The organism is Paenibacillus sp. 32O-W, from assembly GCF_007679495.1.
Lineage (GTDB): Bacteria > Bacillota > Bacilli > Paenibacillales > NBRC-103111 > Paenibacillus_L > Paenibacillus_L residui.
Window position 1 is genome coordinate 44,731 of record NZ_VEGP01000021.1, and the last position, 26,912, is coordinate 71,642.

The window sequence follows — 26,912 nt, forward strand, 5'->3', positions numbered from 1 at the left end:
GACCGCGGATGCGTTCGGAATGCCCGTCATCCCTTCGTTCGATTGCCATTAGTACCTTCCGGCCTTCCCCCAAAGGTTAGATGGATTTGCCCCGGCCCAATCTGCCACTGTGTATGCAAATACCGGATAACCGTCTCCCGTCTGGATTCGAGCTCCGCAGACCGGCCTCCCCCGCTTGTCCCGGTCGCCCCTTCCGCTTCCGGCGGCGAATCCCGGCCGATAATGACCGGCTTTACCGGTTCAACGGGCTCGATAGGCCGGACCGGTTCGATGTCTATCTTCCGGCCGCCGGCAGCCGGAATGGCATCCTTGGACGACTCGTCCTTCGGCTTAACGAGGGCAAGAACGATATTCATTCGTTCAATCGTCAGCTTCCCCTCGGAATCCTGTCCCGCCGTTATCTGGACACTCTCGACCCGTTCCGTTGTATTCTCAATCAAATCCTTCTTCACTTCCTCCGCCAGCCTCGTTTCCAGAATGGCCACCGCCTGCCGTTCATTGGAGGCTGCCAGCTTCTCCGCCTCGCGGGTGATCGATTCCAGGGAAGGAATCCCTCGGCGGCCGGATTCCGTCTGCAGGGCTTCGGCCGCCCTCATCATTCGATTCGCATCCCACTGGTTTTGCAGCAAGCGAACGACGGGAGAGAGAAGCACCAGAATCAGAAACAAGCCGATGACTGTTTTAACATATCTCTGTAAAGAATTGTTAGGAAGAATCAAGTCCGCAAACGTGGCAATCAAGATGAGCAATATCAATTCTTTCAACCAGCCGCTAAGCCATTGCATCCTCTTCCCCTCCAAGACTGCCCGATCTTCTATCTCATCATGACGGAAATATTGCCGGCCGTGATCATTATCGTGATCGATAGGAAGAACATCAGCCCGACGACCGCCATGGCCGCGAATATATAAATCATGCTCTTCCCTATCGTTTGCAGGCAGGTAACAATCGGGCTGTCACCCATCGGTTGAATGACGGCCGCGGACAAATGGTAGATGAAGGCCAACGTTAATATTTTGACCGCGGGGAAAGCGCACAGCAGGACAATGATGACCACACCTACCAGGCCAATCGCATTCTTGACCAGAAGAGACGCGCCAATGACGGTGTCGGAAGCGTCAGTAAACATCTTGCCGACGACAGGTACGAAGTTCCCGGTAATATACTTGGCCGTCCGGATGGTCACTCCGTCTGCAGCACCTCCGGAAAACCCCTGAACCGATACCACTCCAAGGAAGACGGTGGCAAAAAAGCCCAACAACCCCATACTGACCTTGCGAATAAGATTCGCCAATTGGGTCACCTTGTACCTGTCCGACAATGAGCTGACAATATGCAGCACTACAGAGAAGAACAGGAGCGGGAAAATAAATACATAGACGGCAGTCCCAATGGTATGGATCATAAAGACGATCAGCGGATGCATGATGGACACGGTGGCCAAATTTCCCATGGATGCAAGCATCGTCATCAGCAGCGGAACGACCGCTATCATAAAATTGATCATGTCGGTAATGGCCGACTTGGCGTATCCGATGGCCACGTTAAAGCTGTTGATCGCGATGACGATCAGAACCATGTAAGAGATGGCGTAGGCGATCTTGCTGACCGCATTTTTCTCGAAGGCGCTCTGCAAGGTTTCCAGTATCATGCTGAATACGGTGAGAATCACGATCGTCAGCATCAGCTTGCCGTTAACCAAAATTTCGTGAAAGAAGTAAGAAAGAATTGCTTTCAAAACTCCCGAGAAACTGAAGCCCTGTTGGCCCGGGATTAACTGTTCAAAAAATCCGGGAGTCCGGCCTTCCGGAAAATAACCGCCGTATTCTTTCATCAGCCGGTTCCAGAACTGCTCCACCTTGTCCGTCGGCAAATTCTCGGCTTGCTCCCGTATGATGATATCCACCGGTCCCGCCATAGCGTGTGCTGCAGTATCTCCCAGCGAGGCGCCGAATACAAGAATGAACAGCCACAGGGCCGTCCACGCCCATCTGTTCCGCAGGGTCATCGGCGATCAGCTCCTATGCTTGCTTCGTACCATCAAACCGGCAGCAGTTTGACTACGGTTTCGATAATGACAGTAATGATGGGAATGGCCATGACGATAATCAAAATTTTGCCGGACAATTCAATCTTCGCGGCTATGGCTTCCTGTCCCGCGTCCCTGACAATCTGCGCCCCGAATTCCGCTATGTAGGCGATCCCGATAATCTTCAGAATCGTCTTGAGAAAGACGGGATTGACCCCGGAATTACGTGCCAATCCCTCGAGAACGTTGATCACCGAAGAGATTTTGCCAAGCAGGAAGAAAAAAATGACGATCCCCGTAAAAACAGCGAGCAGGAATGCGAATAACGGCATTTGTTCCTTCAGGACGAGAATCAGAATGGTGGCAAGCAGGCCCACCCCTACAATTTGGATGATTTCCACTGCCTTCACCTACTGAAAAAGAAATATCGTCTTGATTTCCCTGAATAAATCGTTCAGCATGCTGACGACCATGAAAAGCACCACGACAAAGCCGATGACGGTGACCCAGTGAGCCATGTCTTCCTTTCCCATCTGCTTGAGTACGGTATGGATCATGGCAATGATGATGCCAATTCCCGCAATCTGGAATATCGCGTTCACATCCACGTTCATAGACGGCACCTCATTCTTCATTCCGAGCGTTGGCTGGCGGCCAGCCATTTAGTAAACAAGAATAACGATAAGAGCTCCGGCCAGCGCCCCCAGGCTTTTCCACATTTTCGCATACTTTCTCTGATCCTCGGCAGCTTGCTCCTCCTCCGCCAGCAGATGGTTGACGGCGAGCCGCAAATGCTTGAGCTGATCCTCTCTGTCCGTTATTCCAAGGGAATGTCCGAGCTGCAGAAGAACCTCTCTTTCCCCGGCTTTCATGGCGGTATCCCGCCAGCCTTCGACCACGGCCTTGCGCCAGCACGCCTCTGTCGTCATTCCCGTAGGCTGGTCCAAATATTCGGCGGCCCGGCGGAACAGAGCGGCTACAGGCTCCGACAGAGACTTGCTTGAAGCCAGAAGCGCATCCGAGAGAGGAGTGGAGCCGTACCCAATTTCCGTTTCCAGTCTCTGCAGCATGTGGATAAGCTCCCGTATTTGCCTGGGGCGTCTGCTGAGCTGCATCGATTGGTAAAAGCCAAACATCGTTCCGGCACCAATAATGAGTAATCCTCCCAGCAGCTTAAGCATCCGCCTTCCTCCGCAGGCCCGTGGCCGGCACAAGTGCATCAAGCCGCTTTCCGGCGCTGTCGTATGCCGCTTCGACCCTAACGGAGGAGCCTGTTTTGCGCAATTGCACATAGCGTTCGAAAGCCCCGGATTCCCAAAGCTCCTTCAGAACAGGCCGGCGGCGGATGTCTGCGAGGTCCGCTCCATGGGCGGTGGCAATGACCGCTATGCCTGCATGGGCCGCCTCGTGAACAGCCAGTGCATCTTCGGCCCGGCCGATTTCGTCCACAATCAGCACGTCGGGCGACATGGAACGAATCAGCATCATCATCCCCTCCGCTTTGGGACAGCAGTCCAGCACATCGGTTCGCGGACCGACGTCGAATCGCGGAACCCCCTTGTAGCAAGCTGCAATCTCGGAGCGCTCATCGACGATGCCCACTTTGAATGTGTCCATTTCCCGGGGCCATGAAGCCCCTCCACCGCTGATCAATCTGGCCAAATCCCGGATGATTGTCGTCTTGCCGTGCTGAGGCGGTGAAACAATCAGAGTGGAGCGAACCTTTCGCCGCTCCCGGTCCAGCAGCAGCGGCAATACGGGAAGACCGCTGTCCGGCTTCTCCCGGGCGACCCGGATATTGAAGCTGGAGATGTCCCGGATCAGCTTCACCTGCCCCTGGCCCAAGACAGTTCTACCAGCCAGGCCTACTCTATGCCCGCCGGCAATCGTAATATACCCTCGCCTCAGCTCTTCTTCGAAGGAATATACCGAATGATTGGTCAGCAGATCGAGCAGCATCGTGCAATCTTCGTTCGTAGGACGCATCGCTTCCGCCGGATGACTGGCAACCGTCCCTTCCCGGGTAACGAAACCATAGCGGCCCCCATACCCAATCTCTAAAGGCCTGCCCTCCCTGATTCGCAGCTCTTCCAATTGAGAGCCGATAGGAGAAGGCAGACGCTCTACGGCGGATTTCAATGGATGAGGTAGAATGGTCTTTAAGGACTCTAGCATTTTCGGCTGCCTCCAAGTTGTCCAGTGTCTACAACATACTTATGCTTGGCCGAATGATTTATGACAGATTACTTTTTTAAAATCCCAATAAAAATGCAGGTTACCCCGACAATCACCCAAGCGAATTTACCCCAGGACAGCTTGTCTGCGATTCCTATTAAACCAATGGTCGTGGTAGTTAATAGAACGATCGGTCCGACGACCGCCAGACCCGTGTTGACCAAGAGAGCTTTGTCCACCTGATTGAGCCGAAGAATAAGCAGAGCGGCCAAAATTTCCAGGCTCCCCGATATAATCCGAAGCGAAGCCATGCTCATAACGATTTTGTTAATCAATAGACTCCCCCCTTCCTTCTTGATTCATTTACTCTACTCTATGCGGGCTTGTCTCTTTTTAGGATGATGGGCACAACGCTATTTTCAAATGCATATGATGGTCACATGTGGAATCAATTCTTAACGCGAGGAGATTATTTCTATGGAAGCAACCTCACTGGATTGGCATCCGCTTCTATCGGATCCGACCCGAAGCCGATTAGAGAAGCCGCGGACCTGCGGTAAAACCATGGTGATTGACAAAGGGCTGGGACTGCATGCGCTGGAGGATTTGCTGGCCACGACAGCCCCGTATATCGATATGATCAAAATCGGATTCGGCACATCGCCCTTATATCCGAAGCGTCTTTTGGCCCACAAGGTGGAAATGACCAAAGCCTTCGGAATCGACATTTATCCCGGAGGAACTTTTCTGGAAGTCGCTGTCCATGGAGGGGCGGTCGATGAATATTTTGCCATGATTAAGGAAATTGGCTTTAATTCCATTGAAATATCCGATGGAATCATTGATCTGGACCGTAGGAGAAGGAATGAGCTTATCAGCTGCGCGCTTTCACACGGATTGAAGGTCTACACGGAATATGGAAAAAAAGGATGGGGCTCCACCATTGAAGCCTCTGAGTTGGTGGAAACCATGAATGAAGATATCCGGCTGGGAGCGGAATTGGTAACGATCGAGGGAAGAGAATCCGGAGCCGGGGTCGGAATCTTCGATGAGAACGGGGAATGCCGGGACGATCAGATTGAGCAGGTATTAAGCCAAATTCCGGGACAGCATATTCTCATGTGGGAAGCGCCTCAGAAATCCCAGCAGGTCCATCTTATTAACCGGTTGGGGCCGACGATCAATCTGGGTAACGTAGCTCCGCAGGAAGTTCTCTCGCTGGAGGCGCTTCGCCGAGGGCTGCGTGCGGATACCTTCACGCTGGCGGCCGCCGCCCAGAAGTTTGATATTGAAACCGATCCCGCAGCAAAAACCGGTGATTCTCTCAATTTGGGGTATGAAGCATCCGAATGGCGTATTGACGAACCGCTCGCCAAGGTGAGCAGCCTGCATAAACCTAAATAACGCTGTTGTTGTGAATGAATAAGTTAATAGAGAGGAAAAGAATATGCAGATTGAGGTCATTCCCACTCTTAACGAGAAGACAGAACAAGAGTTGGCTGACAAAACAGTCGTTGTCATTGACGTTCTGCGCGCCACCAGCAATATCGTTACAGGACTGTCTCATGGCTGCGTATCGGTCATACCGGTTAAAACTATTCAGCAAGCCTGGGAAATGAAAGAAGCGGGCGATCTGCTCGGCGGCGAACGCAACTGCGAGCGAATAGCCGGATTCGATCTCGGAAATTCACCTTCCGAATATATGTCACCTGCGGTAAGAGGCAGAAAAATCGTCATGACCACCACTAACGGAACGTCAGCCATAAGCAAAGCGAGGAAAGCCAAGCAGGTGTTCATCGGTTCTTTCCTTAATGCGTCAGCCTGCGCAGCCGCAGCCTCAGCATCTGGAAGAGACGTCATGCTGCTCTGCTCCGGCACCCAGGGACAATTTTCCATGGAGGATGGTCTGTGCGCGGGATTGATCGGGGGATTGATCCTGCGCGGTCTGGGAGACGAAGGAAGGATGAACGATTTCGGCCTGGCTATGGAACAGAGCTATCGTCAGGCAAGCAGGGACTTGTCCCGTATCGTTCTGAGCTGCGCCAACGGAATCAGGCTCAGTCGTCTGGGCTGTAAGGATGATGTGCTGTTCTGCTGTCAGGTCGATGCTATGCCGGTCGTGCCGGTGCTGGACGAGGAGCGGAAGGTATGCTTGTTGGCCTTGCCGGATAGTCCGCAGCCTGCTAGCTCCCTCAAAAGCCTGTTCTAATTCCACATGCCCCTCATACACTTAAATAGAATCCACTTGGACAAGGGGCAATCCTGAATGAACGGAAATTTCATCCTCGTCGCATTGATCATTATCGGTCTTATCGGACGGTCCCATATTATTACAACGGCTGCCTGCATACTGTTAGTCGTCAAGCTGGTCAGTCTGGACCGCTATTTGCCGGGAATCGAGCGCAGAGGGCTTGAATTAGGCCTGCTGTTCCTGACTATGGGAGTTCTCGTGCCTTTTGCCAGCGAGAAAATTTCCTGGAAGGAAGTATCCACCGTCTTCACGTCCTGGCCGGGTATTCTTGCTCTTGCCGGAGGAGCGATCGCCACTTATATGAACGGCAAAGGGCTTGAACTATTAAAAATAGACCCACAAATTATTGTGGGTCTGGTAATCGGATCGATCTTCGGGATCGTCTTCATGCGCGGTATTCCGGTAGGCCCCTTGATGGCCGCCGGAATAACCGCTCTATTATTGAAAATTTTCAATTATATTTTCGAGCGTTTCGGCTAGGCCCTTATCTCCGTTCCGCCGGTCCGCCAACGAATGCCTGGACATCCGTATCCAGACCGTAAGCGGTGTGCAGCGCGCGAACAACATCGTTCAACCGGTCGGCATCGATGACACAGGACATTTTAATTTCGGATGTGCTTACCATATTGATACTGACACCCAGCTCGGAAATCGTCTCAAACATGGTGGCTGCCACTCCGGGATTGCTGACCATTCCCGCTCCGACGATCGAAACCTTCACCAGGTTAACCTCAGATACGGCTTCGCGGAATCCGATTTCTGACTGAATGGAAGCAATCACTTCCATAGCTCTGTCTTTGTCGGAGGAAGAGACGGTGAACGAGAAATCGGCGGCTCCGTCTTTGACTCCGCTTTGCACGATAATATCCACATCGATGCCTTCTTTGGCAAGAGCGGAGAATACTTTGGCCAGCTGCCCCACCTTCTCCGGAACCCCCAATATGCTAATGCGGGACACGTTCTTATCGTAGGCGATGCCCTTCACGACAACCCCTTGCTCCATCACTGCTTCCTCCTTCACATAAGTACCTTCGTTAGTTGAGAAGCTGGATCGTACCACCAGCGGGACCTGATAATGCTTGGCGTATTCTACCGCGCGCGGATGCAGCACCGCGGCACCCAAATTGGCCAGCTCCAGCATTTCATCATAACAAATCTCGTTTAATTTACGGGCGACTTTAACTACCCGCGGATCGGTCGAGTAGATTCCGTCCACATCCGTGTAAATTTCACATAAATCAGCTTTAATAGCTGCGGCTAACGCTACCGCCGTCGTATCCGAACCTCCGCGGCCGAGCGTCGTAATCTGTCCGTCTTCAGTCATTCCCTGGAAGCCGGCAACAATGACAATATGGCCCTCTTCTACAGATTTAATAACCCGGTCCGGGCGTATATCGGTAATGCGGGCTTTGCTATGAACAGGATCCGTTATCATCCCGGCCTGCCAACCCGTATAAGATACGGCTGATTCTCCCAATTCCCGGATTGCCATAGCCAAGAGCGCCATGGAAACCTGCTCACCGGTAGATAACAGCATATCCATCTCACGAGCGGGAGGAGCGCCTGAAACTATTTGTTTGGACAAATCTATCAAATCATCCGTCGTGTCACCCATAGCAGATACCACAACAACACATCGGTTTCCTTGTCTTTGTCTATCCACTATTCTTGCCGCGACACGCTTCATGCGATCGGCATCCCCAACAGAGCTGCCGCCAAATTTCATAACGATTAATGACAAGTTGGTTCACTCCCCACCCAAGCATTTAACAATTTTCTATTATAGCATACTCCCGACAAATTGTGACAAGAAACTGTGAAATTCTCCTGCAGAACAATCGAGGGTAAAAGCCATGTTTAATTCTATTCAGCGGCAGGTACTTCCTCGCCTTCCAATAGGATTTTATTTGCTAAAAGTAACGCTAAGGAGAAACGCTGTTTCTTCTGCTTCTTTAACCACCCTCTTGCTATAGCTTTCGATGTTATCCCCCTGCCTCAGAAAGGTTCGATCAGCCGGTTTATTAATACGTATAAAAAGCCTTCAATCCAGAAAAAGAATTAAAATTCCCTTTCCGGACAGAAGGCTTTAGTTAAACCTGCTTGCCACAGAAGCTTAGATTAGGCACGGGAGATATACTTGCCATCCCGGGTGTCGATCAGAAGCACGTCCCCTTCATTAATAAACAGAGGAACCTGTACGTTCAAGCCGGTCTCGAGTACTGCATTCTTGGTAGCGCCGGTTGCCGTATTTCCTTTAACCCCCGGCTCCGTCTCAACGACCTTGAGCTCCACGCTGTTAGGAAGGCTGATGCCCAGAATTTCTCCCTGATAGCTAATAATGTTAACGCTCATATTCTCCTTGAGGAACTTTAGCTCCCATTCCAGACGAGAGGAAGGAAGGCTGAACTGGTCATACGTTTCCGTATCCATGAACGTATGCTCCGTTCCGGCAGAGTATAAGTATTGGGTTTCACGATTTTCCACATGGGCCCGTCCGACAGTTTCTCCGGCGCGGAATGTCTTCTCCACAATGTTGCCATTGCGCATATTCTTCAATTTGGAACGGACGAAGGCCGCTCCTTTACCTGGTTTCACATGCTGGAAATCGATAACCGAGAACAGGTCTCCATCATGCTCAATTGTCAATCCGGTTTTAAAGTCGTTAACAGAAATCATGGTTTATCCTCCTTGAAGAAAGTGAACCCAGGGCTCACGAGTGAAATTAATCAATGACGATCAAATTTTTGTCCGAATATGTCAACCGTTCTATTCCGGTATCCGTTATGACGATATCGTCCTCAATGCGGACGCCTCCGAAGCCCGGAATATAGATGCCCGGCTCGACCGTAACGGTCATTCCAGGCTCCAACACGGTTTCGGACAAATAGGACAAGCCCGGGGCTTCGTGAACCTCCATGCCAAGGCCGTGGCCGGTGCTGTGCCCGAAGTTATCGCCGTACCCTGCCCGCTTGATGATATCCCTGGCTAACGCATCGGCTTCTTTGCCTGTCATTCCCGGCTTAAGATTAGCCAGCGTATGCATCTGAGCCTCCAGCACGATCTGGTAAATTTCCTTATGCTTGTCTGTCGGCTGTCCGAGGCAGACCGTGCGGGTCAAATCCGAACAGTAGTCTTTGTAATAGGCTCCGAAATCGAGCTTAACATATTCATTCGTTCCCAGCAAACGATCACTCGCGACTCCATGAGGAAGCGCGGATCTTTCCCCGGAGGCGACAATCGTTTCGAAGGAAGAAGATGCGGCCCCCCGGCTGCGCATATAAAATTCCATCTCCAGCGCAATTTGCTTCTCGGAAACACCCGGCTTAAGCTTCGTCTGAATGAAGGAGAAAGTGTCATCGGCCAAAGCGGCGGCCTCCTTCATAATTCGCAGCTCATCCTGATCCTTGATCATTCGAAGCTTCTGTACGAGCGATTCTGTCGGCACCAGCTCTACATCACCCAAATCGGCGGAGTAACTCAAATACGTGCCGTAGGTGACGTCATTCTGCTCGAAGCCGAGTCTGCGGATTCCATGCTTGTGCAGAATCTCCTTGACCGAGAGCATAATCTTGCGCTGATGTTCTATGACTTCGAAGTCATTGGCCTGCTCGGCCGCTTGAGCGGTATAGCGAAAATCGGTCAGCAGAACAGCCCGGTCCTGCGTCACAAGAACGTATCCGGAGCTTCCTGTAAATCCGGTAAGATATTTTCGGTTATAGCCATTGGTTACAAAAAGTGCTTCCAGCTCGGCTTTTTCCATCGCTTCTCTTAACCGGGTCAATCTGGACGTTTTCATCGCAATCACCTGACTTCCTTTGTAAGATGCCGGTGCAAAGCCATCAGGCCAAGCTCATAGCTATATTCCCCGAATCCGGTTATTTGGCCCACAGACACCGGAGCAGTAACAGATACATGACGGAAAGCTTCGCGCTGATGGATATTCGACAGATGCACTTCTACGACCGGCAGCTGCACCGAGGAGATCGCATCGCGGATCGCATAGCTGTAATGGGTGAAGGCACCGGGGTTGATGAGGATCCCGTCCATAACCCCGTACGCTTGATGGATGCGGTCGATGAGCTCTCCTTCGTGGTTGGATTGGAAGCATTCCAATTCCACAGACAGCCTTCCGGCCAGCTGCTGCAGGTTGCGCTCTATGTCCGGCAATGAAGTTGTGCCGTAGACGCCGGGTTCACGAATTCCGAGCATGTTTAAATTCGGACCGTGCAGCACCAAAATTTTTTTCAATCAGATCACCTGGATAGTTTGGCTTGATAACGTAGCCATTTTACCATAAGTTTCCCCGGTTTGAGAATACTTTTTGATTTTCGCGGGGGTCTATGAGTTGTTGAAAAAACTTGGAAAGACTTATAAGGTCGATGGTTGGCATGCTTCCGATAGTATATCCATTATATGATTGCGTAAATCATTGGCATTCCGTACCCGTTTTCGTTAAAATAAAGAAAAAGATTAATGTTGAGAAGGTGAACTTATTGTCTCAGAACAACATCTATGGCGGACAGGCGGTAATCGAAGGGGTTATGTTTGCCGGTAAGTCCGTCCATGTTACGGCCGTGCGCCGCAAGGACAAGGAAATCTCGTTTCTGGAGGTTCCTCGTAAAAGCGGTAAGGAATGGGTTCGCATACTCAAGAAAATTCCCTTCCTGAGGGGACTTGTCGCTATTGTGGAATCTACCGCTAACGGCTCCCGCCATCTTAATTTTTCCGCAGAGGTATTTGCCGAGGAGGAAGGCGAGGAAGTCAAGCAGGAAGAATCGTCAATGATGGGCAAGCTGACGCTGGTACTCGGGGTAGCCGTAGTCGGAGTGCTTTCCTTTATTTTCGGCAAGCTTATTTTCACCGTTGTCCCTGCCTTTGTGGAACACATCATTTTTAAAGATCGATTCGAGAACCAAATTTTGCACAATCTGATTGAAGGCCTGATCAAAATCATTTTCCTCGTCGGCTATATTTATATTATTTCTTTAACACCGCTGATTAAGAGACTGTTCCAATATCACGGGGCCGAGCATAAAGTGATCAGCGCTTATGAAGCGGGGGTCCCGCTGACCGTCCAGAATGTGCAGAAGTTCAGCACCCTGCATTACCGCTGCGGAAGCAGCTTTATGGTACTGACGGTTCTGATCGGGGTCATCATTTATTCCTTCGTGCCATACGATAACTTATGGGATAGAATCTGGCAGCGGATCGTTCTTCTGCCGGTCGTAATCGGCGTATCTTATGAAGCTCTGCGCTTCACCAACCTGCTGCGGGATACCCCTGTGCTTAAATACTTGGGCTATCCGGGGCTTTGGCTTCAGATGCTGACAACCAAACAGCCTACAGACGACCAGGTCGAGGTGTCGATCGCTTCGTTCAACCGCATGAGAGAACTGGATTCCGATTTCGGCAAAAAATCCCTAGTTCCCTAAGGAGGCCGTCCATGAGAAGACGATATCCGACTGCGGTTTATATCGTACTAACACTGATCGCCATTGGTATATTATATAATTTGGTCAAATCACCGGGCACCTTCCTGCTCCCGGTCATTATCTTCGGAGCGATTTTTCTGCTGTATAAATTCCCTCCGGCCCGCCTTCGCCGCCTGTTCACGTCCTCCTCTTCTTATTCCCGGCCCAAGCCCAAGCAGCGGACGGGGAGGAGCGGACCCGCACAGAGAAAACGGGCTCGCTTCCGGGTCATTGAAGGAAACAAGAATAATTCCGGGGATGAAGACGAGCCGCCCCGGTATCACTGACGGACGACTGCCATTGCGGCTACGTCCGTCTTTTTGCATTTGGCCAGGTAATCCTCGTACGACCATTTATCGAAAAATTTGGCCGCGGCCTTCCTGCCGGATTCATACAGCTCCATGCTTTTCTCTTTGGACAGATCAAATTCGGTCGTATGAATGCCCAATGTCGGAATTTTAATAGTGCGAAAAGACTTGTGTTCTTCGATGAATCTTTCATCATGTGCATCCATCATGGTCGAGAACAGAGCTTGCAGCATGCTAAGAGGGCCGACAATCCGGTTAGGCTCGTTGCTTCCCCGGCCTACGAGCTGAAATCCCAATGTCGGCAAAATCTTCTCCCCCGGTTCCGCTTCATGGGCATCGAATAACCATAGGGGGAAATTACTCAACAATCCTCCGTCCACTATGTAAACAAATTGATCTGTAAATTTTTCCTTCTTCTTGCGGGGATATCTCTTGCGGATAATGACCGGATCGAAAAAATAAGGAATGCTGGTGCTCATGCGAATCGCTTTGGCCACCGTAAATTTGTGGGGATCGATTCCGTAACGGGAAATATCGTCGGGAAGGACGAGCAATCTCCCGAGGGAAATGTCGGAGGCAATGATTTTCAGCCGGTTATAGGGCAGATCCGCGAACGTCCGGATTCCTTTGGCCTGCAGCAGCTTGTAAATCCAGTATTCCAGCTCCTCACCGGAATATAGCCCTTTTTTAACGAACAGCCGGATGGCCGGACCAATCCACCTTATTTGGTGGAGCCAGCTTTTTTTCAGAAAGGATATAAAGGGAGTGCTCAGAATGATTTGCTTCATTTCTTCCCCTTTATAGCCCGCTGCCAATAAGGCAGCCACTATGGACCCTGACGACGTTCCCGCCAACTGGTGGAAGGTAACCCCTCTTCTCTCCGCCTCGCTGACCGCCCCTGCCAATCCTATAGCCTTCACTCCACCGCCTTCAAAAACGGCATTGACCTTCATCGCTCCGCCTCCCCCGTCTGCCGAATCCGTATGAATACGAGTCGTTGTATATGTATGACGACGGGAGATGTCCCTAGAACCGCTGCCAGGGACTCGTTCATGACGGAAAGCGGTTGGCGCCGGGGTACGGACAGACAAATTCCGAGAACCACTTTGTCTTTCGCTCCAAGTAAACAAAAAAAGGACCCGCAGGTCCTCTTCTTCTTGTTATTCTATTCGGCTTCCATCTCGGCCCGAAGCTGTTTAAGCTGCTCCGATGCTTCGGGATGCCGGTTGAAATACTCTACCAGCACTTCAATGCATGTAATAGAATCCCAGCTTAAATGATGCTCGATTCCTTCTACATCCGCGTAGATATTTTCTTCCTGTACACCAATGACCTCAAGAAATTGCTCCAGCAGGTGATGCCGTTCTACCAATCTTTTACCCATCTTCTTGCCCTTGGGTGTTAAAATAAGTCCACGATATTTCTCGTAGACTAGGTAGCTGTCTTTATCGAGTTTTTGGATCATTTTAGTTACAGAGGAAGGATGAACAGCCAGACCTTCTGCAATATCGGATACACGGGCATAGCCCTTCTCATCGATTAATTTATAAATGCGTTCCAAATAATCTTCCATACTCGGTGTGGCCATCCGAACCCCTCCTTGCCAGTTTAACCACAACTAAACCGCTCAATAGTACTGTATGTATGATATACCATTTGGACTAAGTAAAGCAAGTTTACCATAAAAACAACCATCAGTTGTTTATTCCCATGTGTTAAACAGGGATCTCTTACGAATTCTAACGGATAGAACCATCCATACCATTTAGAAAGGAGCCTCGAACCCGCCTATGTCTGTTCAAACGGCCCGCCCGCCGCGAAGCACTAAAGTTTTCATTCCGGAATTGGTCTATTTCGAACCGAACGCTTTGAATTATCCCAAAGGAGTTCGGATTATGGAATGGGCTAAGAAGGAAGGGCTTCCTATCCGGATGACGACTTCGCATAACCGAATCACCAATCTGCCGGGGGATAACGAATTCGCCAAGTATCGTATGGCCAAAAATACACTGGTCGTTGGAGTACGCAAAACACTTACCTTCGACCAATCCAAGCCTTCCGCGGAATATGCGATTCCGATTGCGACCGGCTGTATGGCTCATTGCCATTACTGTTACTTGCAGACGACGCTCGGGGCGAAGCCTTATATCCGCGTTTATGTCAATACGGATGAAATCCTGCAGGCCGCTAAAAAATATATCGATGAACGCGCCCCGGAAATCACCCGCTTCGAAGCCGCATGTACATCCGATCCGCTAGGGCTGGAGCATATCAGCGGCTCCCTGTCCGAGTTGATCGAATTCATGGCGGACGAACCTTACGGCCGGCTGCGTTTCGTCAGTAAATTCCACCATGTCGAGCCGCTGCTTAATCTTAGGCATAACGGCCATACCCGCATCCGTTTCAGTGTCAATGCGGACTATGTTATCAAACAATTCGAGCCCGGAACCTCCACCTTCGCGGAACGAATCGAAGCCGCCGGTAAGATTGCCAAAGCAGGATACCCGCTCGGCTTCATCATTGCCCCGATTATTTGGCATGAGGGCTGGGAAGAAGGGTATGCGCATCTGTTGGAGAAGCTTAAGGAAGCTTTACCCCGCGAAGCCGTCAAGGACCTGACCTTCGAGCTGATTCAGCACCGGTTCACCAAAACGGCGAAAAACGTCATTCTCAAGCGCTATCCGAAGACAAAGCTGGAAATGGACGAAGCGAAACGAAAGTATAAGTGGGGGCGCTGGGGACAGGGCAAGTACGTATATCCCGACGAACAGGCCCAAGCACTCAGGGAGCATATTACCGAACAAATCTTCGATAAATTCCCGGAAGCGACTATCGATTATTTCACTTGATAGTTCTGCAGCACACCCACCACCGTCAGGCTACGTTACATCAGCTTCAGCAGCCAGTCCGGCGTCCATTCGTTAAACCAGATCGTTATTCGAGTCAGTTGATCGGTGTATAACAGCACCGCCATCACGATCATTAAAGCTCCCCCCACCTTCATCAAGGGCGCCGAATAACGGAGAATCCAGCGGGTAGACCCGATAAAGAAGGCGAGAATGAGAAACGGGAGCGCGAATCCCAATGAGTAAGCGGTAATCAAAGCAAACCATGTGCTCGGCTCAGAAGCCGCCAAAGCAAGAATGGCCGAAAGAATCGGGCCGACACAGGGAGACCAGCCTGCAGCGAAGCCTATTCCAATAAGAAAAGAGCCCAAATAACCGGCCGGCTTCCATTTGAACTGCAGCTTGCGTTCTTTCATCAGCCATTGCGGCTGAAATATACCGATCATAAATAATCCCATAGCCAGAATAAGAACGGCCGCCAGCTTGCGGATCAAATCCTGATATTGGCTGAACAAGCCGGACAGCGTTCCGGCTCCCCATCCCAACACATAAAATACAACCGAAAAGCCAACGACAAAAAACAAGGAATGCACGAATGTCTGCAGCCTTACGCGGCTTTTATTGCCGCTGCTCTTAAGCTCGCTCACCGAAATCCCGGTAATGTAGGACAAATATGACGGATATAACGGCAAGCAGCAAGGAGAAATAAAAGACGCTATCCCGGCCAACAAGGCAATTCCAACGTTGATTTCCATAGCGGTTTTCCTTCCCTCTGAATGCTCCTATTTCGCTCTGGAACCCGCCCGGAAGAGCAGGGTTACAAGCAGTATCATGATCAATAATAGCACAACCGAGGAGCCCGGCGCCAAGTTCCAGATGCCTGCCGCAACCAAGCCGGCAATGACGGCCGTTTCGGAAAATAATACAGCCATAAAAACAGAATGTTTAAAGCTCCTCGCCACCGCCAGACTGGCCGCTACCGGGATGGTCAGCAGGGAGGAAACAAGGAGAGCCCCGACGATTTTAATGGCCACGCTGATAACGAGAGCCGTAAGCATGGTAATCAGAATATTATAGTAACGGATCGGCAAGCCGCTGACCGCGGCCGCTTCCTCATCGAAGAACATAAGGAACCATTCCTTGAAATTAACGAGCACAACGGCAACGACAAGAACGGTTACAATGCAAACGAGCCACAAGTCCATTTGGTCCAAAGTATAAATGCTTCCGAACAGATAGCTCGTCACCTTTACATTAAAGCCTTTGCCCATTGTGAATAAGAAGGTCGCCAGAGCGATACCGCCGGACATAATAATGGCAATCGATAGTTCGGCATAGGTTTTGTAGGCTTTGCGCAGCCATTCGATGGCAAAGGAAGCAAGCAGCGCAAAGACAAGTCCCACTGCAACCGGATAAAGATTAATCAAAAATCCGAGAGCAACCCCGGCGATCGTGACGTGCGCCAGCGTATCCCCAATCATCGACAATCTTCTCAGAACAAGAAACACCCCCATTAACGGGGCTGTAATTCCGATCAGAATTCCGCCTATCAATGCTCTTTGAAAAAAAGGCTCCAAAAAAATATCCACTCGTTTTTTCCTCTTTCCCTTATCGGAGTTGCACCGGTTCGCGCAAGTCGGTCAATGTATGGGCCAGACCGGTCTCATCGCAATTTTCCGGACTATGCGTATGTTTGATATAAAACTGGATTTTACCGGAGCTGTGAACCGGCTCATGGCCGAGATAGGATTCCAGCATATCCAAGTCATGCGTCACCATGATGAACGTTATATGATGATGCTGATGCATATGACGGATCATATGAAAGAAGCTTTCCTGCGTTTCCGCATCAATGCCGACGGTCGGCTCGTCCAGAATCAGCAGGTCGGGATTGTTGACAAGCGCGCGGGCCAGGAACACTCTCTGCTGCTGTCCCCCTGACAGCTGCCCGATCTTGCGCTCCTGCAAATTGCTGATTCCCATTGCCTCAAGCGCTTCATCCACTTTGCGGATATCGTCCCTGGTTATTCTTCGGAACAGCTTCTTCCGCCCATACAATCCGGACATCACAACTTCCTTCACGGTGGCGGGAAACAGCGGATTGAAATTATTTTTTTGCGGAACATAGCCTATTCTTTCCCAGTCCTTAAAGCTGGCGACCGGCTCGTTGAAGAGCCTTACTTCCCCGCGGACGGGCTTAATCAGGCCTACGATCATTTTTAACAGCGTTGTCTTCCCGGCTCCATTGGAACCGACAACTCCTACGAAATCCCTCTGCAGAATTTGCAGGGACAAGTCGCTGATCACGTCTTTGCGGTCATAGGAGAAGAAAATACGGTCCAGCTTGACTACCGGATCGTGGCACTTTCCGTCAAACCCGCTGACATCTCTAGGGGTATCCATATCCTTAACTCTCCTTCGGAAGAAAACGAAAAAGACGTCTACAGCAGCTTCAGGTCTGTACCGCCTCTTCCGTTAACGCATTATTGCAAAGCTTTCACCAAATGATCTAAATTATTCTCCATAACGGAAAAATAGTCCTCCCCTGCAGCAAGCTGTTCGTCCGTCAAGCCTTCCAGAGGATTCAGCACGAGCGTCTCTATCTGTAAATCTTTAGCCAGCGTATTAGCTAAAGCGTCGGAAACCAGCTCTTCGAAGAAAATATATTTGACGTTATTTTCCCGTACAAATTGGCTGATCTCTTTCATATCCTGGGCTGTCGGCTCCGCATCCGGCGCCAGTCCCATAATCGCCTTCTGTGTCAGTCCGTAGTCATGAGCCAAATAACCGAAAGCCTGGTGCGAAACGACGATTTCCTTCTTCGGCAGTGCGCTCAATGTTTCCTTGTACTTCTGATGAAGACGATCCAAATCTTCAGCCAGCTTGCTATAATTGGCTTCATAATAGTCCTTATTGCCGGCGTCCGCCTCCACCAGGGCGTTCTTGATCTTCTCGGCCATCGCTTTGGCATTGTTCGGGCTCAGCCATACATGGGGATCCATCTCGCCGTGCTCGTGATGACCGCCTTCGTGATCCTCTTCTCCATTATTCTTCCCCTCGTCCGCAGCATGCTCGTCATGGTGGGAATCTTCCTCATGATCGTGATCTCCGGGAAGCAATTCGAGCCCTTGGCTCGCCTCCACAATCTTAACGCCGGTATCCGGCTTCATACTGCCGAGGAAATCCTCCACCCAGCCTTCGAAATTGGCACCTTGATAGACAAACACATCGGCCTGGTTAATCAGACGGATATCCTTGCTCTTGGGTGACCAATCGTGCGGCTCCACTCCGGCCGGAACCAGATTGATGACATGTGCGCGGTCTCCACCGATTTTGGAAGCAAAATCATAGAGCGGGTAGAAGCTGGTGACGACATTCGTCTTGTCTTCGGCCAGATCAGAGCCGCCGCCGCAGCCCCCTAACAGAGCGGCAAAAACAATAAGAAGCACAAAAGCGCCGCAATAAATCCGATTTCTCATTAGCTGTAGTCTCCCTCGATAAATGACTGTAAATCGTAATCATCCTTATTTACAGTACGATTATACGGGCAGTTTTATCGATTTGTCAACCGGACAATAAGGCGCAAAGCCCGCCTCCAACTTGGAAGCGGGCTTTATTGTCACTTAACGATGGCGCCATTCGGCATATGATCGGGTACGGTAGCCAGGGTTAACTGGTCCCCCTTGGAGGCGGCCAGAATCATGCCCTGGGACAGTTCTCCGCGCAGCTTCACCGGCTTGAGATTGGTTACGCAGATGACTTTCCGCCCAACCAGCTCCTCCGGCTTGTAATACTGGGCGATTCCCGACACAACCTGGCGCTGCTCGAAGCCGAGATCAAGCTGCAGCTTGAGCAGCTTATCCGCCTTCTTGACCGGCTCGGCCGCCAGAACCTCTGCGACCCGCAGCTCCACTTTGGCAAAGTCGTCGATCGAAATTTCCTCAGCGCGCACGATCTCCTCATCTGCGGATGAAGCTTCCTTCTGCGCAGTCTGGGCGGCGGATTCGGCCCCCTTGCCTCCGGTCATGGCGGCAACGATAAATTCCACTTCCTTGTCCACTTCTAGGCGTGGGAAGATGGCCTCTTCCTTGCGGACGCGAATGCCGGCCGGCAGCTCACCGAATCGTTCCAGACTGGACCAGGCCGTCAGGTCTCCGGCTTCGATTCCCAGCTGCCTCCATATCTTGGCCGGGGTCTGCGTCATGAAAGGCTGCAGCAATACCGATACGATTCGCAGAGATTCGGCCAGATGATACATGACGGATCCAAGCTCAACGTGACGGCTCTCATCCTTATGCAGCACCCAAGGCTGGGTTTCGTCAATATATTTGTTCGTGCGGCTGATCAACTGCCAAATCGCGGTCAGCGCGACGGAAAACTCCATCTTCTCCATCGCTTCCTCCGTTTTCTCTACAGCCGTGCGGGCCGTCCTCTGCAGATCCGCATCATACGGGGTCGCATCGGGAACGAGGGCGGGAATTTCTCCGTCGAAATATTTGTCGATCATGGCCACAGTCCGATTCAGCAGATTACCCAAATCGTTAGCCAGATCGAAATTGATTCTTTCTACGAAATTTTCCGGAGTGAAGGTGCCGTCGGAGCCGAAAGGCACCTCACGCAGCAAATAATAGCGCAAGGCATCCAAGCCATAGCGGTCGATCAGGGTTACCGGGTCGACGACATTGCCTTTGGACTTGGACATTTTGCCGTCCTTCATCAGCAGCCAGCCGTGAGCGAATACCTTCTTGGGCAGCGGAAGACCTAGAGCCATCAGCATAATCGGCCAGTAGATCGTATGGAAGCGGACGATTTCCTTGCCGACCAGATGCACATCCGCCGGCCAGTACCGTTCGTATTTGGATTCGTCTTCGGACTTGTAGCCAAGAGCAGTGATGTAATTCGACAAGGCGTCGATCCAAACATAGATGACGTGCTTCGGATCGTTCGGGATCCGGATGCCCCAGTCGAATGTGCTGCGCGAAACCGCCAAATCTTCGAGACCCGGCTTGATGAAATTGTTGATCATCTCATTGCGTCGGGATTCCGGCTGGATGAAATCCGGATTCTCTTCATAATACTTCAGAAGACGGTCCGCATACTTGCTCATCCGGAAGAAATAGTTTTGCTCCTTCACTTTCTCTACCGGGCGGCCGCAATCCGGACAGTGACCGTCCACCAGCTCCCGTTCCAGAATGAAAGATTCGCACGGGGTACAATACCAGCCTTCATACGTGCCCAAATAAATATCTCCCTGATCGAGCAGCTGCTGAAAAATGCGGGCTACCGGTTCCTTGTGTCTTTCTTCCGTCGTGCGAATGAAATCATCATAGGAAATATCCAGCTTGGCCCAAAGCTCCTTAATGCCCGCGACAATGTCGTCGACGAACTGCTGCGGGGCGACCCCCTTCTCCTTCGCTTTCGTTTCAATTTTCTGCCCATGCTCGTCGGTGCCTGTCAAATACATGACATCATACCCGCGCTGCCTCTTGTAACGGGCCATGGCGTCTCCGGCCACGGTCGTATAGGCGTGACCAATATGGAGCTTGTCGCTAGGGTAATAAATCGGTGTTGTAATGTAAAAGGTTTTGTTCGGCTCTGCCATGATGCAGCCTCCTTCTTTTATTTTCATACAATCGAAAACAACCGATATGCCTTCGAAGCTTATTCCGGGATTTCTCGGGGAATCCCCGGACTTACAACCCAAGGATAAACGGCTATCGCCGTCCTTAGGACGGGCGCGTTTACCGATGAAATATGAGAACAGGTATAGATGAAAACTTATACTTTCTTATATTTAAAAAAGCTCCCGTCCATCATGGGACGAGAGCTATTAACTCACGCGGTACCACCCAGGTTCCCCTGATTCTTGCGAAGGTCAGGGCTCGGAAGCCGTAGTATAGGCCGGTCCGTTAACGCCGGATATACGTCATCCCCTCATAGACCGGGCATCGCACCAACAAGCTGATAGCTTGCCCCCTACTCAAAGACGATTTCTCCGGGACCATCTTCCGCCGCCGCTCCAATACCGGTTTCCAGCTGCCCCGGCTCTCTGGGAAAGGGCTATGCCGCGTACTCATCCCTTCATTGAAAATCTGCATTATAATTTATAACAAAATATACCTAATCCACATCGGCAATGTCAAGCCGGTTCCGCACCACGCACGACTCCCAGCGAGCGTTGTTCGGCGTCGCCCCCTCTATAGACTACTGCTTCGGCCGGCCACCCTTGGCGGACATTACCGCGTCTCCTTCATCCGCCACTCGTTGCTGCGCCTCCCCACCCTTGGCGGGCGGGACCGGATCGAACCCTCCGGGATGAAACGGATGGCATCTGCATATTCGCTTGACGGCCAATGCAGAACCTTTCCAAACTCCATGCACTTCAATGCTCTCCAAAGCATACTGAGAACAGGTCGGGTAAAATCTGCAGGTCGGCGGTTTCAACGGGGAGATAAACTTCCTGTAGAAACGGATGGGCGCCTTGAAAACCGCCTGAAGCACCGGGCTCTTCCCTCTTTGCCCGATTCCGCCGCCGGTGTCAGCCGTCCCTTCATCTCTTGAAATGTTCCGATCGTTGCCGCTCATTGCGCCGCTTCCTCTTCTCTGCATTTTTTACAGTATCCGAATACTTCAAATTTATGCTTGACGGGACGGAAGCCTTCCGGCAGCCCCGGGATCTGCTCCATTGGACAAAATACAACCGGATAGGTTTGCTCGCAGGACAAGCAGATCACATGATGATGATGGTCATTCTCCTGACAATGGAGCCGGAACTTGATGCCGTCCTCGAATACAAACTGCTCCAATACCCCCATCTCGTGCATGATCCGCAAATTCCGGTAGACTGTATCGAAGCTCAGTCCGGAATAGGTATGCAGCATCTGCTCATAGACGTCCTTAGGCGTCATATAGCCCTTCGCCCTAGCAAACAGCGTCGCAAGGGTTTTACGCTGATCCGTAATTCGCATTCCCTGTCTGGACATCATCTGGACAATTTCCTCTGCATTCATGGATTTCCCCCCGATCACCTTCCTAATATTCCAATAATGCATCAAAATAGAATGCCCGTCAAACAAAAGGACCCCGCCGGAACAAACGAGGTCCAAGAAAGCCTATTATTTTGCTATATCGAAATAACCGTACAAATCGTCCAGCATGATGTTCGCGGACAAAATTCCCCCGGCGGTATTCCAGGTCACGTCATCCACCTTGAATGCCTTGTTGTTCTTAACTACCTCGAGATTATTCCATAAGGGATCGTTCAGCCATTCTTTCTCCAAAGCACTGGCCGTGCCGTCACCCGTTTCGTAAGTAAAATAGAACAGAATGTCCCCGTCCATCTCCGGAATCCGTTCCTTGGATACCTCCGCAGCGAATTCTTCCTTGTCTTGAGCCGCGGGCCGCTTCAAGCCCAGCTTCTTGAACATAACGCCGGAGAAAGTATCATTGTAATAAATCCGGACCTTGCCGGGCATAAACCGGACCATGGATACCTCGGTGTTCAGCTTCTCGCCCGCCTTGGATCGGAAATCTTCGATTCGCTTGTCGAAATCGGCCAACACCTTCTCGCCGATGTCTTGTTTGTTCAAGGCCTTCGCATACAGCTCGAAATTATTTCTCCATTCCCCTCTCAGCGTCTCCGCAAAAACCGTAGGGGCAAGCGCGGATAATTGCTCGTACACCTTCTCGTGCCGCATCTTGTTCCCGATAATCAGGTCGGGCTGGAGCGCTGCAATCGCCTCCAGGTTCGGCTGGTCCTCTTTGCCTACGGGAGTGACCCCTTCCAGCTTATCCATCAGATGGGGAAAGAATGGGTCTCCCCCGTGCGAGTTGTTGGCGCCGACCGGCTTGACACCCATCGCCAGCACGGCCTCCGTTCCTTCATTCGTCAGAACGACCACCCTCTTGGGTGTTGCCGGAATGGGCGTCTCTCCCATTGCATGCTGAACTACATAAGCTCCTCCCTCCGGGTTCGTCCCCTGTTCGCCGGAGTTGGACTTTTCTTGATCCGCTGTGCCGCCACATGCTGCCGTTATCAGCATCAGGACACCTATCGCCGCAGAAGCGAATCGCCTTTTTTTCCTATTGAACTGGCCTGCCATTTCATTCTCCCCTTTAAAATAAGCTTCTTGCTGACCGATCCCCATTATCACTGATAATGATTATCATTTTCGTCAATATGCTACACCAAAAGCACCCGTAGTGTCAACAAATATGTGGATTTCATACCTGCTTGTTCTCACATCTATGGCGAAAGACGGAAACTAAGTGGAAAAACAATTGATGTTGAAAAGTCGGTTCATTATAGGACTTCCGGAATTAATCGCATCCAATTGAGAATGAATATCAAATTCATTGACAGGACATACCCTTCCCTATAAACTGTGCATAAAGGGGTAAAAAGCTCTCTATCACTCTTTTTTCTAGGAACATACAATTGCTGGATCAAGCTGCGAAAAAGCAACGCATATAGGTTGCCGAACCTTGCGCGAAAGATCCGTCCGTCCACCGGACTACCTATTAAATAACTTTCATCTAATGGAAGATTTATACACTGCCTATATTAAGGAAGGTACCCGCATGTCACCCGTTCTGCATAATCGTATTCTCAAAATCGCCGGAATTCCGGCAGCCCTGCTCCTGCTTGTTATCGCTCTGTTAGCCAGTATCAATTTCGGAGTGGCCGACACGGACTGGAGAAGCATCATTGAAGCTTATTCCCAATTTAACGGGACGAATGAGCATCTTATCATTCAGCAGGTCCGCGTTCCGCGCGCTTTGATCGCTGGCGCGGTCGGGCTCAGTCTCGGAATCTGCGGTGCGGTAATTCAGGCATTAACCCGCAATCCGCTTGCCGATGTTGGCATTATGGGGTTAAACAGCGGAGCGTCTCTGCTGGTTGTAGCTGCCGTTACCTTCCTGTCCATCACTTCATTGAGCGAATACGTTTGGTTCGCCTTCCTGGGCGCCGCTCTCAGCGGAGTGGCCGTCTATGCCCTCGGCTCCATCGGACGGGATGGACTGACACCCGTGAAGATCACTTTGGCAGGGGCGGCCATCGGGGCGCTGGCTTCTTCCTTCACCCATACTATCCTGATTGCGAATGAGAAAACGATGCAGGAGGTACTGTTCTGGCTGGCCGGCTCCGTGGAGGGCCGCAAGCTGGAGCTGCTTGCTCAAGTCTTCCCTTATATGGCGGTGGCCTGGGTCGGCGCTTATCTTATAGCCGGACCGGTACATACTCTGCTGCTTGGAGATGATGTAGCGACCGGTTTGGGGCAGAGAACCGTTCTCGTCAAGCTTGCCACCGGACTTCTGATCGTCGTATTGGCGGGCAGCTCCGTGGCGGTGGCCGGGCCGATCCTGTTCGTCAGTCTGGTGACTCCGCATCTGGCCAGATCCTTGGTCGGGCCGGAGACCCGATGGGTCGTCGTCTACAGCGGTTTAATCGGAGCAGTGCTGCTGATTGCAGCCGATATTGCCTCCCGTTTCATTGCGATGCCCCGGGAAATTCCGATCGGCGTCATGACGGCTCTGATCGGAACACCGTTCTTTATTTATGCAGCAAGAAAGGGGACCTTCAAGAAATGAAGAAATCATTCCCCTTCCGCCTGGAGAAATGGAACATCTCCTTTCTTATTGATAAAAGATCGGCTGCCATTACCGGCATCCTGCTTGTATTAACCTTCCTTGTTTTCCTGTTAAGCACAGGCCTTGGAACCAAATCCATCAGCCCCGCAGGCGTACTCAAGTCTCTGTTCGGTCTGGGCTCGCAAGCGGATGCTGTGGTTATCCACCAATTAAGGCTGCCTAGAGTATTGGTGGGCATGCTGGTCGGAGCTTCCTTAGCCGTCGCAGGGGCCATTCTGCAGGGAATCATCCGGAATCCTCTTGCCTCCCCCGACATCATCGGAATCACGGGGGGTGCTACCGTGTCGGCCGTAGCGATGCTCACTCTGTACCCCGCGGTCAGTATCCATTGGATTCCTGCCGCCGCTCTGGCCGGAGCGGCCCTGCTCACTCTGGTGATTTACCTGCTGGCCTGGAAGCAAGGAGTATCGTCCACTCGTCTTGTTCTGATTGGGGTAGGGCTTGGAGCATCCATGCAAGCGTTGACGACTCTCGTTATAACAACCGGGAACCAATTTGTGACTACCAAAGCGCTAGTATGGATCACCGGAAGCGTCTACGGCTCTAACTGGAAGCATGTCCTCGCTCTGCTGCCCTGGATTCTCTTGTTTATTCCACTGGCATTCGTATTCGCCCGCGCGGTCAATATCCAGCAGCTAGGTGATGACCTGGCCACGGGTGCAGGCAACCCGGTTCAGAAGCACCGGTTTATTCTCCTGCTAATCTGTGTCGCGCTGGCCGGCTCAGCCGTCGCCTTCGGGGGCGCCATCGGCTTCGTTGGATTGATTGCGCCGCATATCGCCAGGAAACTGGTCGGCCCGTCCTTCGGCGGCCTGCTCCCGGTAAGCGCCTTAACCGGAGGCCTGATTGTGATGGCGGCGGACCTGTTCGCCAGAACCGCTTTCTCGCCGCTTGATCTGCCGGTTGGCTTGTTCACGTCCTTAATCGGCGCTCCGTTCTTTATTTATTTGCTTTTAAAGTCGCGTAATAAATAAATGAAACAAGCTGGAGATGCAAGAGAAGGGCTGGAAGCTTGGAGAGGTAAAGGACGCTTGCCTATGTACTCGCAGGCCGTATCGATAACAAAATATTTCGAGTGCGGACCGCAGAGAATTGAATGGCCGAAAACCAACTCGCGGAGGTTGACTTTATGCTAAGGAGGCAGTCTTTATGAAAGCTGTTGAAACTCATAATTTGACGTTGAGCTACGGCGATGCGGTCATTATAGATCAACTGAATTTATCCATACCGCAAGGGCGAATCACGGTGTTTGTCGGGAGTAACGGCTGCGGGAAATCTACACTCCTGCGTTCTCTGGCCCGATTGCTAAAGCCGAAGTCGGGCGGAATTCTGCTCGAAGGCAAGGAAATCACGAAGCTGTCCACCCGGGAAATCGCCAAGAAGCTGGCCATTCTGCCGCAGGGTCCGGTTGCGCCGGAGGGCTTGACTGTCCTGCAGCTTGTCAAACAAGGCCGCTATCCGCATCAGAACTGGCTCCGGCAATGGTCCAGGGAGGATGAGCAAATGGTATGGCAGGCATTGGAAGCGACGGGGATGGCCGAGCTGGCCGATAGAACGGTCGATTCGTTATCCGGCGGACAGCGGCAACGGGCTTGGATTGCCATGACGCTGGCTCAAGGGACCGCAACAATCCTGCTGGATGAACCGACCACTTATCTCGATCTTGCCCACCAGATCGAGGTGCTGGATTTGCTGTACGATCTGAACCAGAAGGAGCAGAGAACGATCGTCATGGTTCTGCATGACATTAATCTGGCCTGCCGTTATGCCCATCATATCGTTGCCATTAAAGACCGCAAAGTCTTCGCTCAGGGCCTTCCGGAAGAAGTCGTTCATTCCGCAATGATGGAGAGCGTATTCGGACTCCAGTGTCAGATCATGACGGACCCGATTTTCGGAACGCCGCTTTGCATACCGGTCGGCAAAGGTCGGTTCGCTTCCGCTGAAGCGAAGATCCATGTGACGGCCTGATTCCATTTATGGGAATCAACTTCGGGTGATGCGGCCTTCTTAGGTACGGAAGGATTGCCATTTACCAGCCGAGCCGCCGAGCCACCGAGTCTGTTGCCCATAAAGCTACATGTCGCATCCGGGTCGGTAAGGTCGTCGCAAAGACGAGGTCGAGTAGGCGGGGCCTTTCCTTCGAGGATTGTGCCCCTTACCCCTCACAGATCCGTACGT

Annotated in this window: 30 protein-coding genes; 9 read left to right on the forward strand and 21 right to left on the reverse strand. The window is 51.5% G+C overall.

Going from position 1 to position 26,912, the window contains the following annotated elements; translation table 11 throughout:
* Positions 1-26: 26 nt before the first annotated feature.
* The 7 genes from spoIIIAF to FS806_RS10715 form a co-directional block, all read right to left on the reverse strand.
* Complete coding sequence (gene spoIIIAF / locus FS806_RS10685) at positions 27-785, reverse strand: stage III sporulation protein AF (RefSeq protein WP_144935681.1); 759 nt, start codon at positions 783-785, stop codon at positions 27-29.
* Between the two features lie 29 nt (positions 786-814).
* Entirely contained in the window at positions 815-2,008 is a 1,194-nt protein-coding gene (gene spoIIIAE / locus FS806_RS10690; RefSeq protein ID WP_144935684.1) for a stage III sporulation protein AE, read from the reverse strand.
* A 32-nt stretch (positions 2,009-2,040) separates the two neighbouring features.
* Positions 2,041-2,430 (reverse strand): stage III sporulation protein AD, encoded by a 390-nt coding sequence (gene spoIIIAD / locus FS806_RS10695; protein WP_144935687.1) that lies wholly within the window; start codon positions 2,428-2,430, stop codon positions 2,041-2,043.
* A gap of 9 nt (positions 2,431-2,439) precedes the next feature.
* A complete protein-coding gene (spoIIIAC, locus tag FS806_RS10700) occupies positions 2,440-2,643 on the reverse strand; it encodes a stage III sporulation protein AC (RefSeq protein WP_144935690.1) in 204 nt (67 codons plus the stop codon).
* Positions 2,644-2,691: 48 nt separating this feature from the next.
* Entirely contained in the window at positions 2,692-3,210 is a 519-nt protein-coding gene (spoIIIAB, locus tag FS806_RS10705; RefSeq protein WP_144935693.1) for a stage III sporulation protein SpoIIIAB, read from the reverse strand.
* Positions 3,203-4,204 (reverse strand): stage III sporulation protein AA, encoded by a 1,002-nt coding sequence (gene spoIIIAA / locus FS806_RS10710; RefSeq protein ID WP_144935696.1) that lies wholly within the window; start codon positions 4,202-4,204, stop codon positions 3,203-3,205. Before spoIIIAA ends, spoIIIAB begins: the two co-directional genes overlap by 8 nt.
* 68 nt (positions 4,205-4,272) lie before the next feature.
* Positions 4,273-4,539 carry a YqhV family protein gene (locus FS806_RS10715; protein WP_144935699.1) on the reverse strand — a complete coding sequence of 89 codons (267 nt, stop codon included), beginning with the start codon at positions 4,537-4,539 and terminating at the stop codon, positions 4,273-4,275.
* Between the two features lie 142 nt (positions 4,540-4,681).
* Here FS806_RS10715 and comA point away from each other — a divergent pair, with 142 nt between their 5' ends.
* The 3 genes from comA to FS806_RS10730 are packed head-to-tail and all read left to right on the forward strand — an operon-like array spanning position 4,682 to position 6,935.
* Positions 4,682-5,608, forward strand: a complete 927-nt coding sequence (gene comA, locus FS806_RS10720) for a phosphosulfolactate synthase (RefSeq protein ID WP_144935702.1) — start codon at positions 4,682-4,684, stop codon at positions 5,606-5,608.
* A 43-nt stretch (positions 5,609-5,651) separates the two neighbouring features.
* Positions 5,652-6,413 (forward strand): 2-phosphosulfolactate phosphatase, encoded by a 762-nt coding sequence (locus tag FS806_RS10725; protein ID WP_144935705.1) that lies wholly within the window; start codon positions 5,652-5,654, stop codon positions 6,411-6,413.
* Positions 6,414-6,470: 57 nt separating this feature from the next.
* Complete coding sequence (locus FS806_RS10730; RefSeq protein ID WP_144935708.1) at positions 6,471-6,935, forward strand: DUF441 domain-containing protein; 465 nt, start codon at positions 6,471-6,473, stop codon at positions 6,933-6,935.
* Positions 6,936-6,939: 4 nt separating this feature from the next.
* Here the strand turns inward: FS806_RS10730 and FS806_RS10735 are convergent, their stop codons facing one another.
* From FS806_RS10735 to aroQ, 4 genes are all read right to left on the reverse strand, one after another.
* Positions 6,940-8,196, reverse strand: a complete 1,257-nt coding sequence (locus tag FS806_RS10735) for an aspartate kinase (protein WP_144935710.1) — start codon at positions 8,194-8,196, stop codon at positions 6,940-6,942.
* Positions 8,197-8,573: 377 nt separating this feature from the next.
* Positions 8,574-9,131, reverse strand: a complete 558-nt coding sequence (gene efp, locus FS806_RS10740) for an elongation factor P (RefSeq protein ID WP_144935712.1) — start codon at positions 9,129-9,131, stop codon at positions 8,574-8,576.
* A 46-nt stretch (positions 9,132-9,177) separates the two neighbouring features.
* Positions 9,178-10,251 (reverse strand): M24 family metallopeptidase, encoded by a 1,074-nt coding sequence (locus tag FS806_RS10745; protein WP_144935715.1) that lies wholly within the window; start codon positions 10,249-10,251, stop codon positions 9,178-9,180.
* A 5-nt stretch (positions 10,252-10,256) separates the two neighbouring features.
* Positions 10,257-10,703, reverse strand: a complete 447-nt coding sequence (gene aroQ, locus FS806_RS10750) for a type II 3-dehydroquinate dehydratase (RefSeq protein WP_144935718.1) — start codon at positions 10,701-10,703, stop codon at positions 10,257-10,259.
* A gap of 293 nt (positions 10,704-10,996) precedes the next feature.
* Here aroQ and FS806_RS10755 point away from each other — a divergent pair, with 293 nt between their 5' ends.
* Positions 10,997-11,887 carry a DUF1385 domain-containing protein gene (locus tag FS806_RS10755; RefSeq protein ID WP_225312809.1) on the forward strand — a complete coding sequence of 297 codons (891 nt, stop codon included), beginning with the start codon at positions 10,997-10,999 and terminating at the stop codon, positions 11,885-11,887.
* 11 nt (positions 11,888-11,898) lie between these two features.
* A complete protein-coding gene (locus tag FS806_RS10760) occupies positions 11,899-12,213 on the forward strand; it encodes a hypothetical protein (protein WP_144935724.1) in 315 nt (104 codons plus the stop codon).
* Here FS806_RS10760 and FS806_RS10765 read toward each other — a convergent pair.
* Positions 12,207-13,187, reverse strand: coding sequence for a patatin-like phospholipase family protein (locus FS806_RS10765; protein WP_144935726.1), 981 nt, complete (start codon positions 13,185-13,187; stop codon positions 12,207-12,209). The genes FS806_RS10760 and FS806_RS10765 overlap by 7 nt on opposite strands.
* 212 nt (positions 13,188-13,399) lie before the next feature.
* Positions 13,400-13,822, reverse strand: a complete 423-nt coding sequence (gene mntR / locus FS806_RS10770; RefSeq protein ID WP_144935729.1) for a transcriptional regulator MntR — start codon at positions 13,820-13,822, stop codon at positions 13,400-13,402.
* A gap of 202 nt (positions 13,823-14,024) precedes the next feature.
* Here mntR and splB point away from each other — a divergent pair, with 202 nt between their 5' ends.
* Positions 14,025-15,083: a spore photoproduct lyase gene (splB, locus tag FS806_RS10775; protein WP_144935732.1), complete on the forward strand. Its 1,059-nt coding sequence runs from the start codon at positions 14,025-14,027 to the stop codon at positions 15,081-15,083.
* A gap of 35 nt (positions 15,084-15,118) precedes the next feature.
* On the opposite strand, the gene FS806_RS10780 is transcribed toward splB, so the two are convergent.
* From FS806_RS10780 to FS806_RS10815, 8 genes are all read right to left on the reverse strand, one after another.
* The gene (locus FS806_RS10780; protein WP_144935735.1) at positions 15,119-15,835 is read right to left on the reverse strand and encodes a cytochrome c biogenesis CcdA family protein; all 717 of its coding nucleotides are present in this window, start codon (positions 15,833-15,835) and stop codon (positions 15,119-15,121) included.
* 27 nt (positions 15,836-15,862) lie between these two features.
* Positions 15,863-16,669: a metal ABC transporter permease gene (locus FS806_RS10785; RefSeq protein WP_144935738.1), complete on the reverse strand. Its 807-nt coding sequence runs from the start codon at positions 16,667-16,669 to the stop codon at positions 15,863-15,865.
* Between the two features lie 19 nt (positions 16,670-16,688).
* A complete protein-coding gene (locus FS806_RS10790) occupies positions 16,689-17,483 on the reverse strand; it encodes a metal ABC transporter ATP-binding protein (protein WP_144935741.1) in 795 nt (264 codons plus the stop codon).
* Between the two features lie 80 nt (positions 17,484-17,563).
* Positions 17,564-18,559, reverse strand: a complete 996-nt coding sequence (locus FS806_RS10795) for a metal ABC transporter substrate-binding protein (RefSeq protein WP_144935744.1) — start codon at positions 18,557-18,559, stop codon at positions 17,564-17,566.
* A 140-nt stretch (positions 18,560-18,699) separates the two neighbouring features.
* Positions 18,700-20,682 (reverse strand): methionine--tRNA ligase, encoded by a 1,983-nt coding sequence (metG, locus tag FS806_RS10800; RefSeq protein ID WP_144935747.1) that lies wholly within the window; start codon positions 20,680-20,682, stop codon positions 18,700-18,702.
* Between the two features lie 602 nt (positions 20,683-21,284).
* Positions 21,285-21,581 (reverse strand): membrane protein insertion efficiency factor YidD, encoded by a 297-nt coding sequence (gene yidD / locus FS806_RS10805; protein WP_260982055.1) that lies wholly within the window; start codon positions 21,579-21,581, stop codon positions 21,285-21,287.
* An 80-nt stretch (positions 21,582-21,661) separates the two neighbouring features.
* A complete protein-coding gene (locus FS806_RS10810) occupies positions 21,662-22,090 on the reverse strand; it encodes a Fur family transcriptional regulator (protein ID WP_144935752.1) in 429 nt (142 codons plus the stop codon).
* Between the two features lie 105 nt (positions 22,091-22,195).
* Positions 22,196-23,182: an ABC transporter substrate-binding protein gene (locus FS806_RS10815; RefSeq protein WP_144935755.1), complete on the reverse strand. Its 987-nt coding sequence runs from the start codon at positions 23,180-23,182 to the stop codon at positions 22,196-22,198.
* 478 nt (positions 23,183-23,660) lie between these two features.
* Between FS806_RS10815 and FS806_RS10820 the strand changes: the two genes are divergently transcribed.
* From FS806_RS10820 to FS806_RS10830, 3 genes are all read left to right on the forward strand, one after another.
* A complete protein-coding gene (locus FS806_RS10820) occupies positions 23,661-24,671 on the forward strand; it encodes a FecCD family ABC transporter permease (protein ID WP_144935758.1) in 1,011 nt (336 codons plus the stop codon).
* Positions 24,668-25,705: a FecCD family ABC transporter permease gene (locus FS806_RS10825; RefSeq protein WP_144935760.1), complete on the forward strand. Its 1,038-nt coding sequence runs from the start codon at positions 24,668-24,670 to the stop codon at positions 25,703-25,705. The genes FS806_RS10820 and FS806_RS10825 overlap by 4 nt, the downstream gene beginning before the upstream one ends.
* Positions 25,706-25,880: 175 nt before the next feature.
* Entirely contained in the window at positions 25,881-26,702 is an 822-nt protein-coding gene (locus FS806_RS10830) for an ABC transporter ATP-binding protein (protein ID WP_144935763.1), read from the forward strand.
* Positions 26,703-26,912 lie beyond the last annotated feature (210 nt).

Coding starts and splice junctions, on each gene's coding strand:
- spoIIIAF (WP_144935681.1), bottom strand. CDS start 785: ATGCAATGGCTTAGCGGCTGGTTGAAAGAATTGATATTGCTCATCTTG.
- spoIIIAE (WP_144935684.1), bottom strand. CDS start 2,008: ATGACCCTGCGGAACAGATGGGCGTGGACGGCCCTGTGGCTGTTCATT.
- spoIIIAC (WP_144935690.1), bottom strand. CDS start 2,643: ATGAACGTGGATGTGAACGCGATATTCCAGATTGCGGGAATTGGCATC.
- spoIIIAB (WP_144935693.1), bottom strand. CDS start 3,210: ATGCTTAAGCTGCTGGGAGGATTACTCATTATTGGTGCCGGAACGATG.
- spoIIIAA (WP_144935696.1), bottom strand. CDS start 4,204: ATGCTAGAGTCCTTAAAGACCATTCTACCTCATCCATTGAAATCCGCC.
- comA (WP_144935702.1), top strand. CDS start 4,682: ATGGAAGCAACCTCACTGGATTGGCATCCGCTTCTATCGGATCCGACC.
- FS806_RS10725 (WP_144935705.1), top strand. CDS start 5,652: ATGCAGATTGAGGTCATTCCCACTCTTAACGAGAAGACAGAACAAGAG.
- FS806_RS10730 (WP_144935708.1), top strand. CDS start 6,471: ATGAACGGAAATTTCATCCTCGTCGCATTGATCATTATCGGTCTTATC.
- efp (WP_144935712.1), bottom strand. CDS start 9,131: ATGATTTCTGTTAACGACTTTAAAACCGGATTGACAATTGAGCATGAT.
- FS806_RS10745 (WP_144935715.1), bottom strand. CDS start 10,251: ATGAAAACGTCCAGATTGACCCGGTTAAGAGAAGCGATGGAAAAAGCC.
- FS806_RS10755 (WP_225312809.1), top strand. CDS start 10,997: ATGTTTGCCGGTAAGTCCGTCCATGTTACGGCCGTGCGCCGCAAGGAC.
- FS806_RS10760 (WP_144935724.1), top strand. CDS start 11,899: ATGAGAAGACGATATCCGACTGCGGTTTATATCGTACTAACACTGATC.
- FS806_RS10765 (WP_144935726.1), bottom strand. CDS start 13,187: ATGAAGGTCAATGCCGTTTTTGAAGGCGGTGGAGTGAAGGCTATAGGA.
- mntR (WP_144935729.1), bottom strand. CDS start 13,822: ATGGCCACACCGAGTATGGAAGATTATTTGGAACGCATTTATAAATTA.
- splB (WP_144935732.1), top strand. CDS start 14,025: ATGTCTGTTCAAACGGCCCGCCCGCCGCGAAGCACTAAAGTTTTCATT.
- FS806_RS10780 (WP_144935735.1), bottom strand. CDS start 15,835: ATGGAAATCAACGTTGGAATTGCCTTGTTGGCCGGGATAGCGTCTTTT.
- FS806_RS10790 (WP_144935741.1), bottom strand. CDS start 17,483: ATGGATACCCCTAGAGATGTCAGCGGGTTTGACGGAAAGTGCCACGAT.
- FS806_RS10795 (WP_144935744.1), bottom strand. CDS start 18,559: ATGAGAAATCGGATTTATTGCGGCGCTTTTGTGCTTCTTATTGTTTTT.
- metG (WP_144935747.1), bottom strand. CDS start 20,682: ATGGCAGAGCCGAACAAAACCTTTTACATTACAACACCGATTTATTAC.
- FS806_RS10810 (WP_144935752.1), bottom strand. CDS start 22,090: ATGAATGCAGAGGAAATTGTCCAGATGATGTCCAGACAGGGAATGCGA.
- FS806_RS10815 (WP_144935755.1), bottom strand. CDS start 23,182: ATGGCAGGCCAGTTCAATAGGAAAAAAAGGCGATTCGCTTCTGCGGCG.
- FS806_RS10820 (WP_144935758.1), top strand. CDS start 23,661: ATGTCACCCGTTCTGCATAATCGTATTCTCAAAATCGCCGGAATTCCG.
- FS806_RS10825 (WP_144935760.1), top strand. CDS start 24,668: ATGAAGAAATCATTCCCCTTCCGCCTGGAGAAATGGAACATCTCCTTT.
- FS806_RS10830 (WP_144935763.1), top strand. CDS start 25,881: ATGAAAGCTGTTGAAACTCATAATTTGACGTTGAGCTACGGCGATGCG.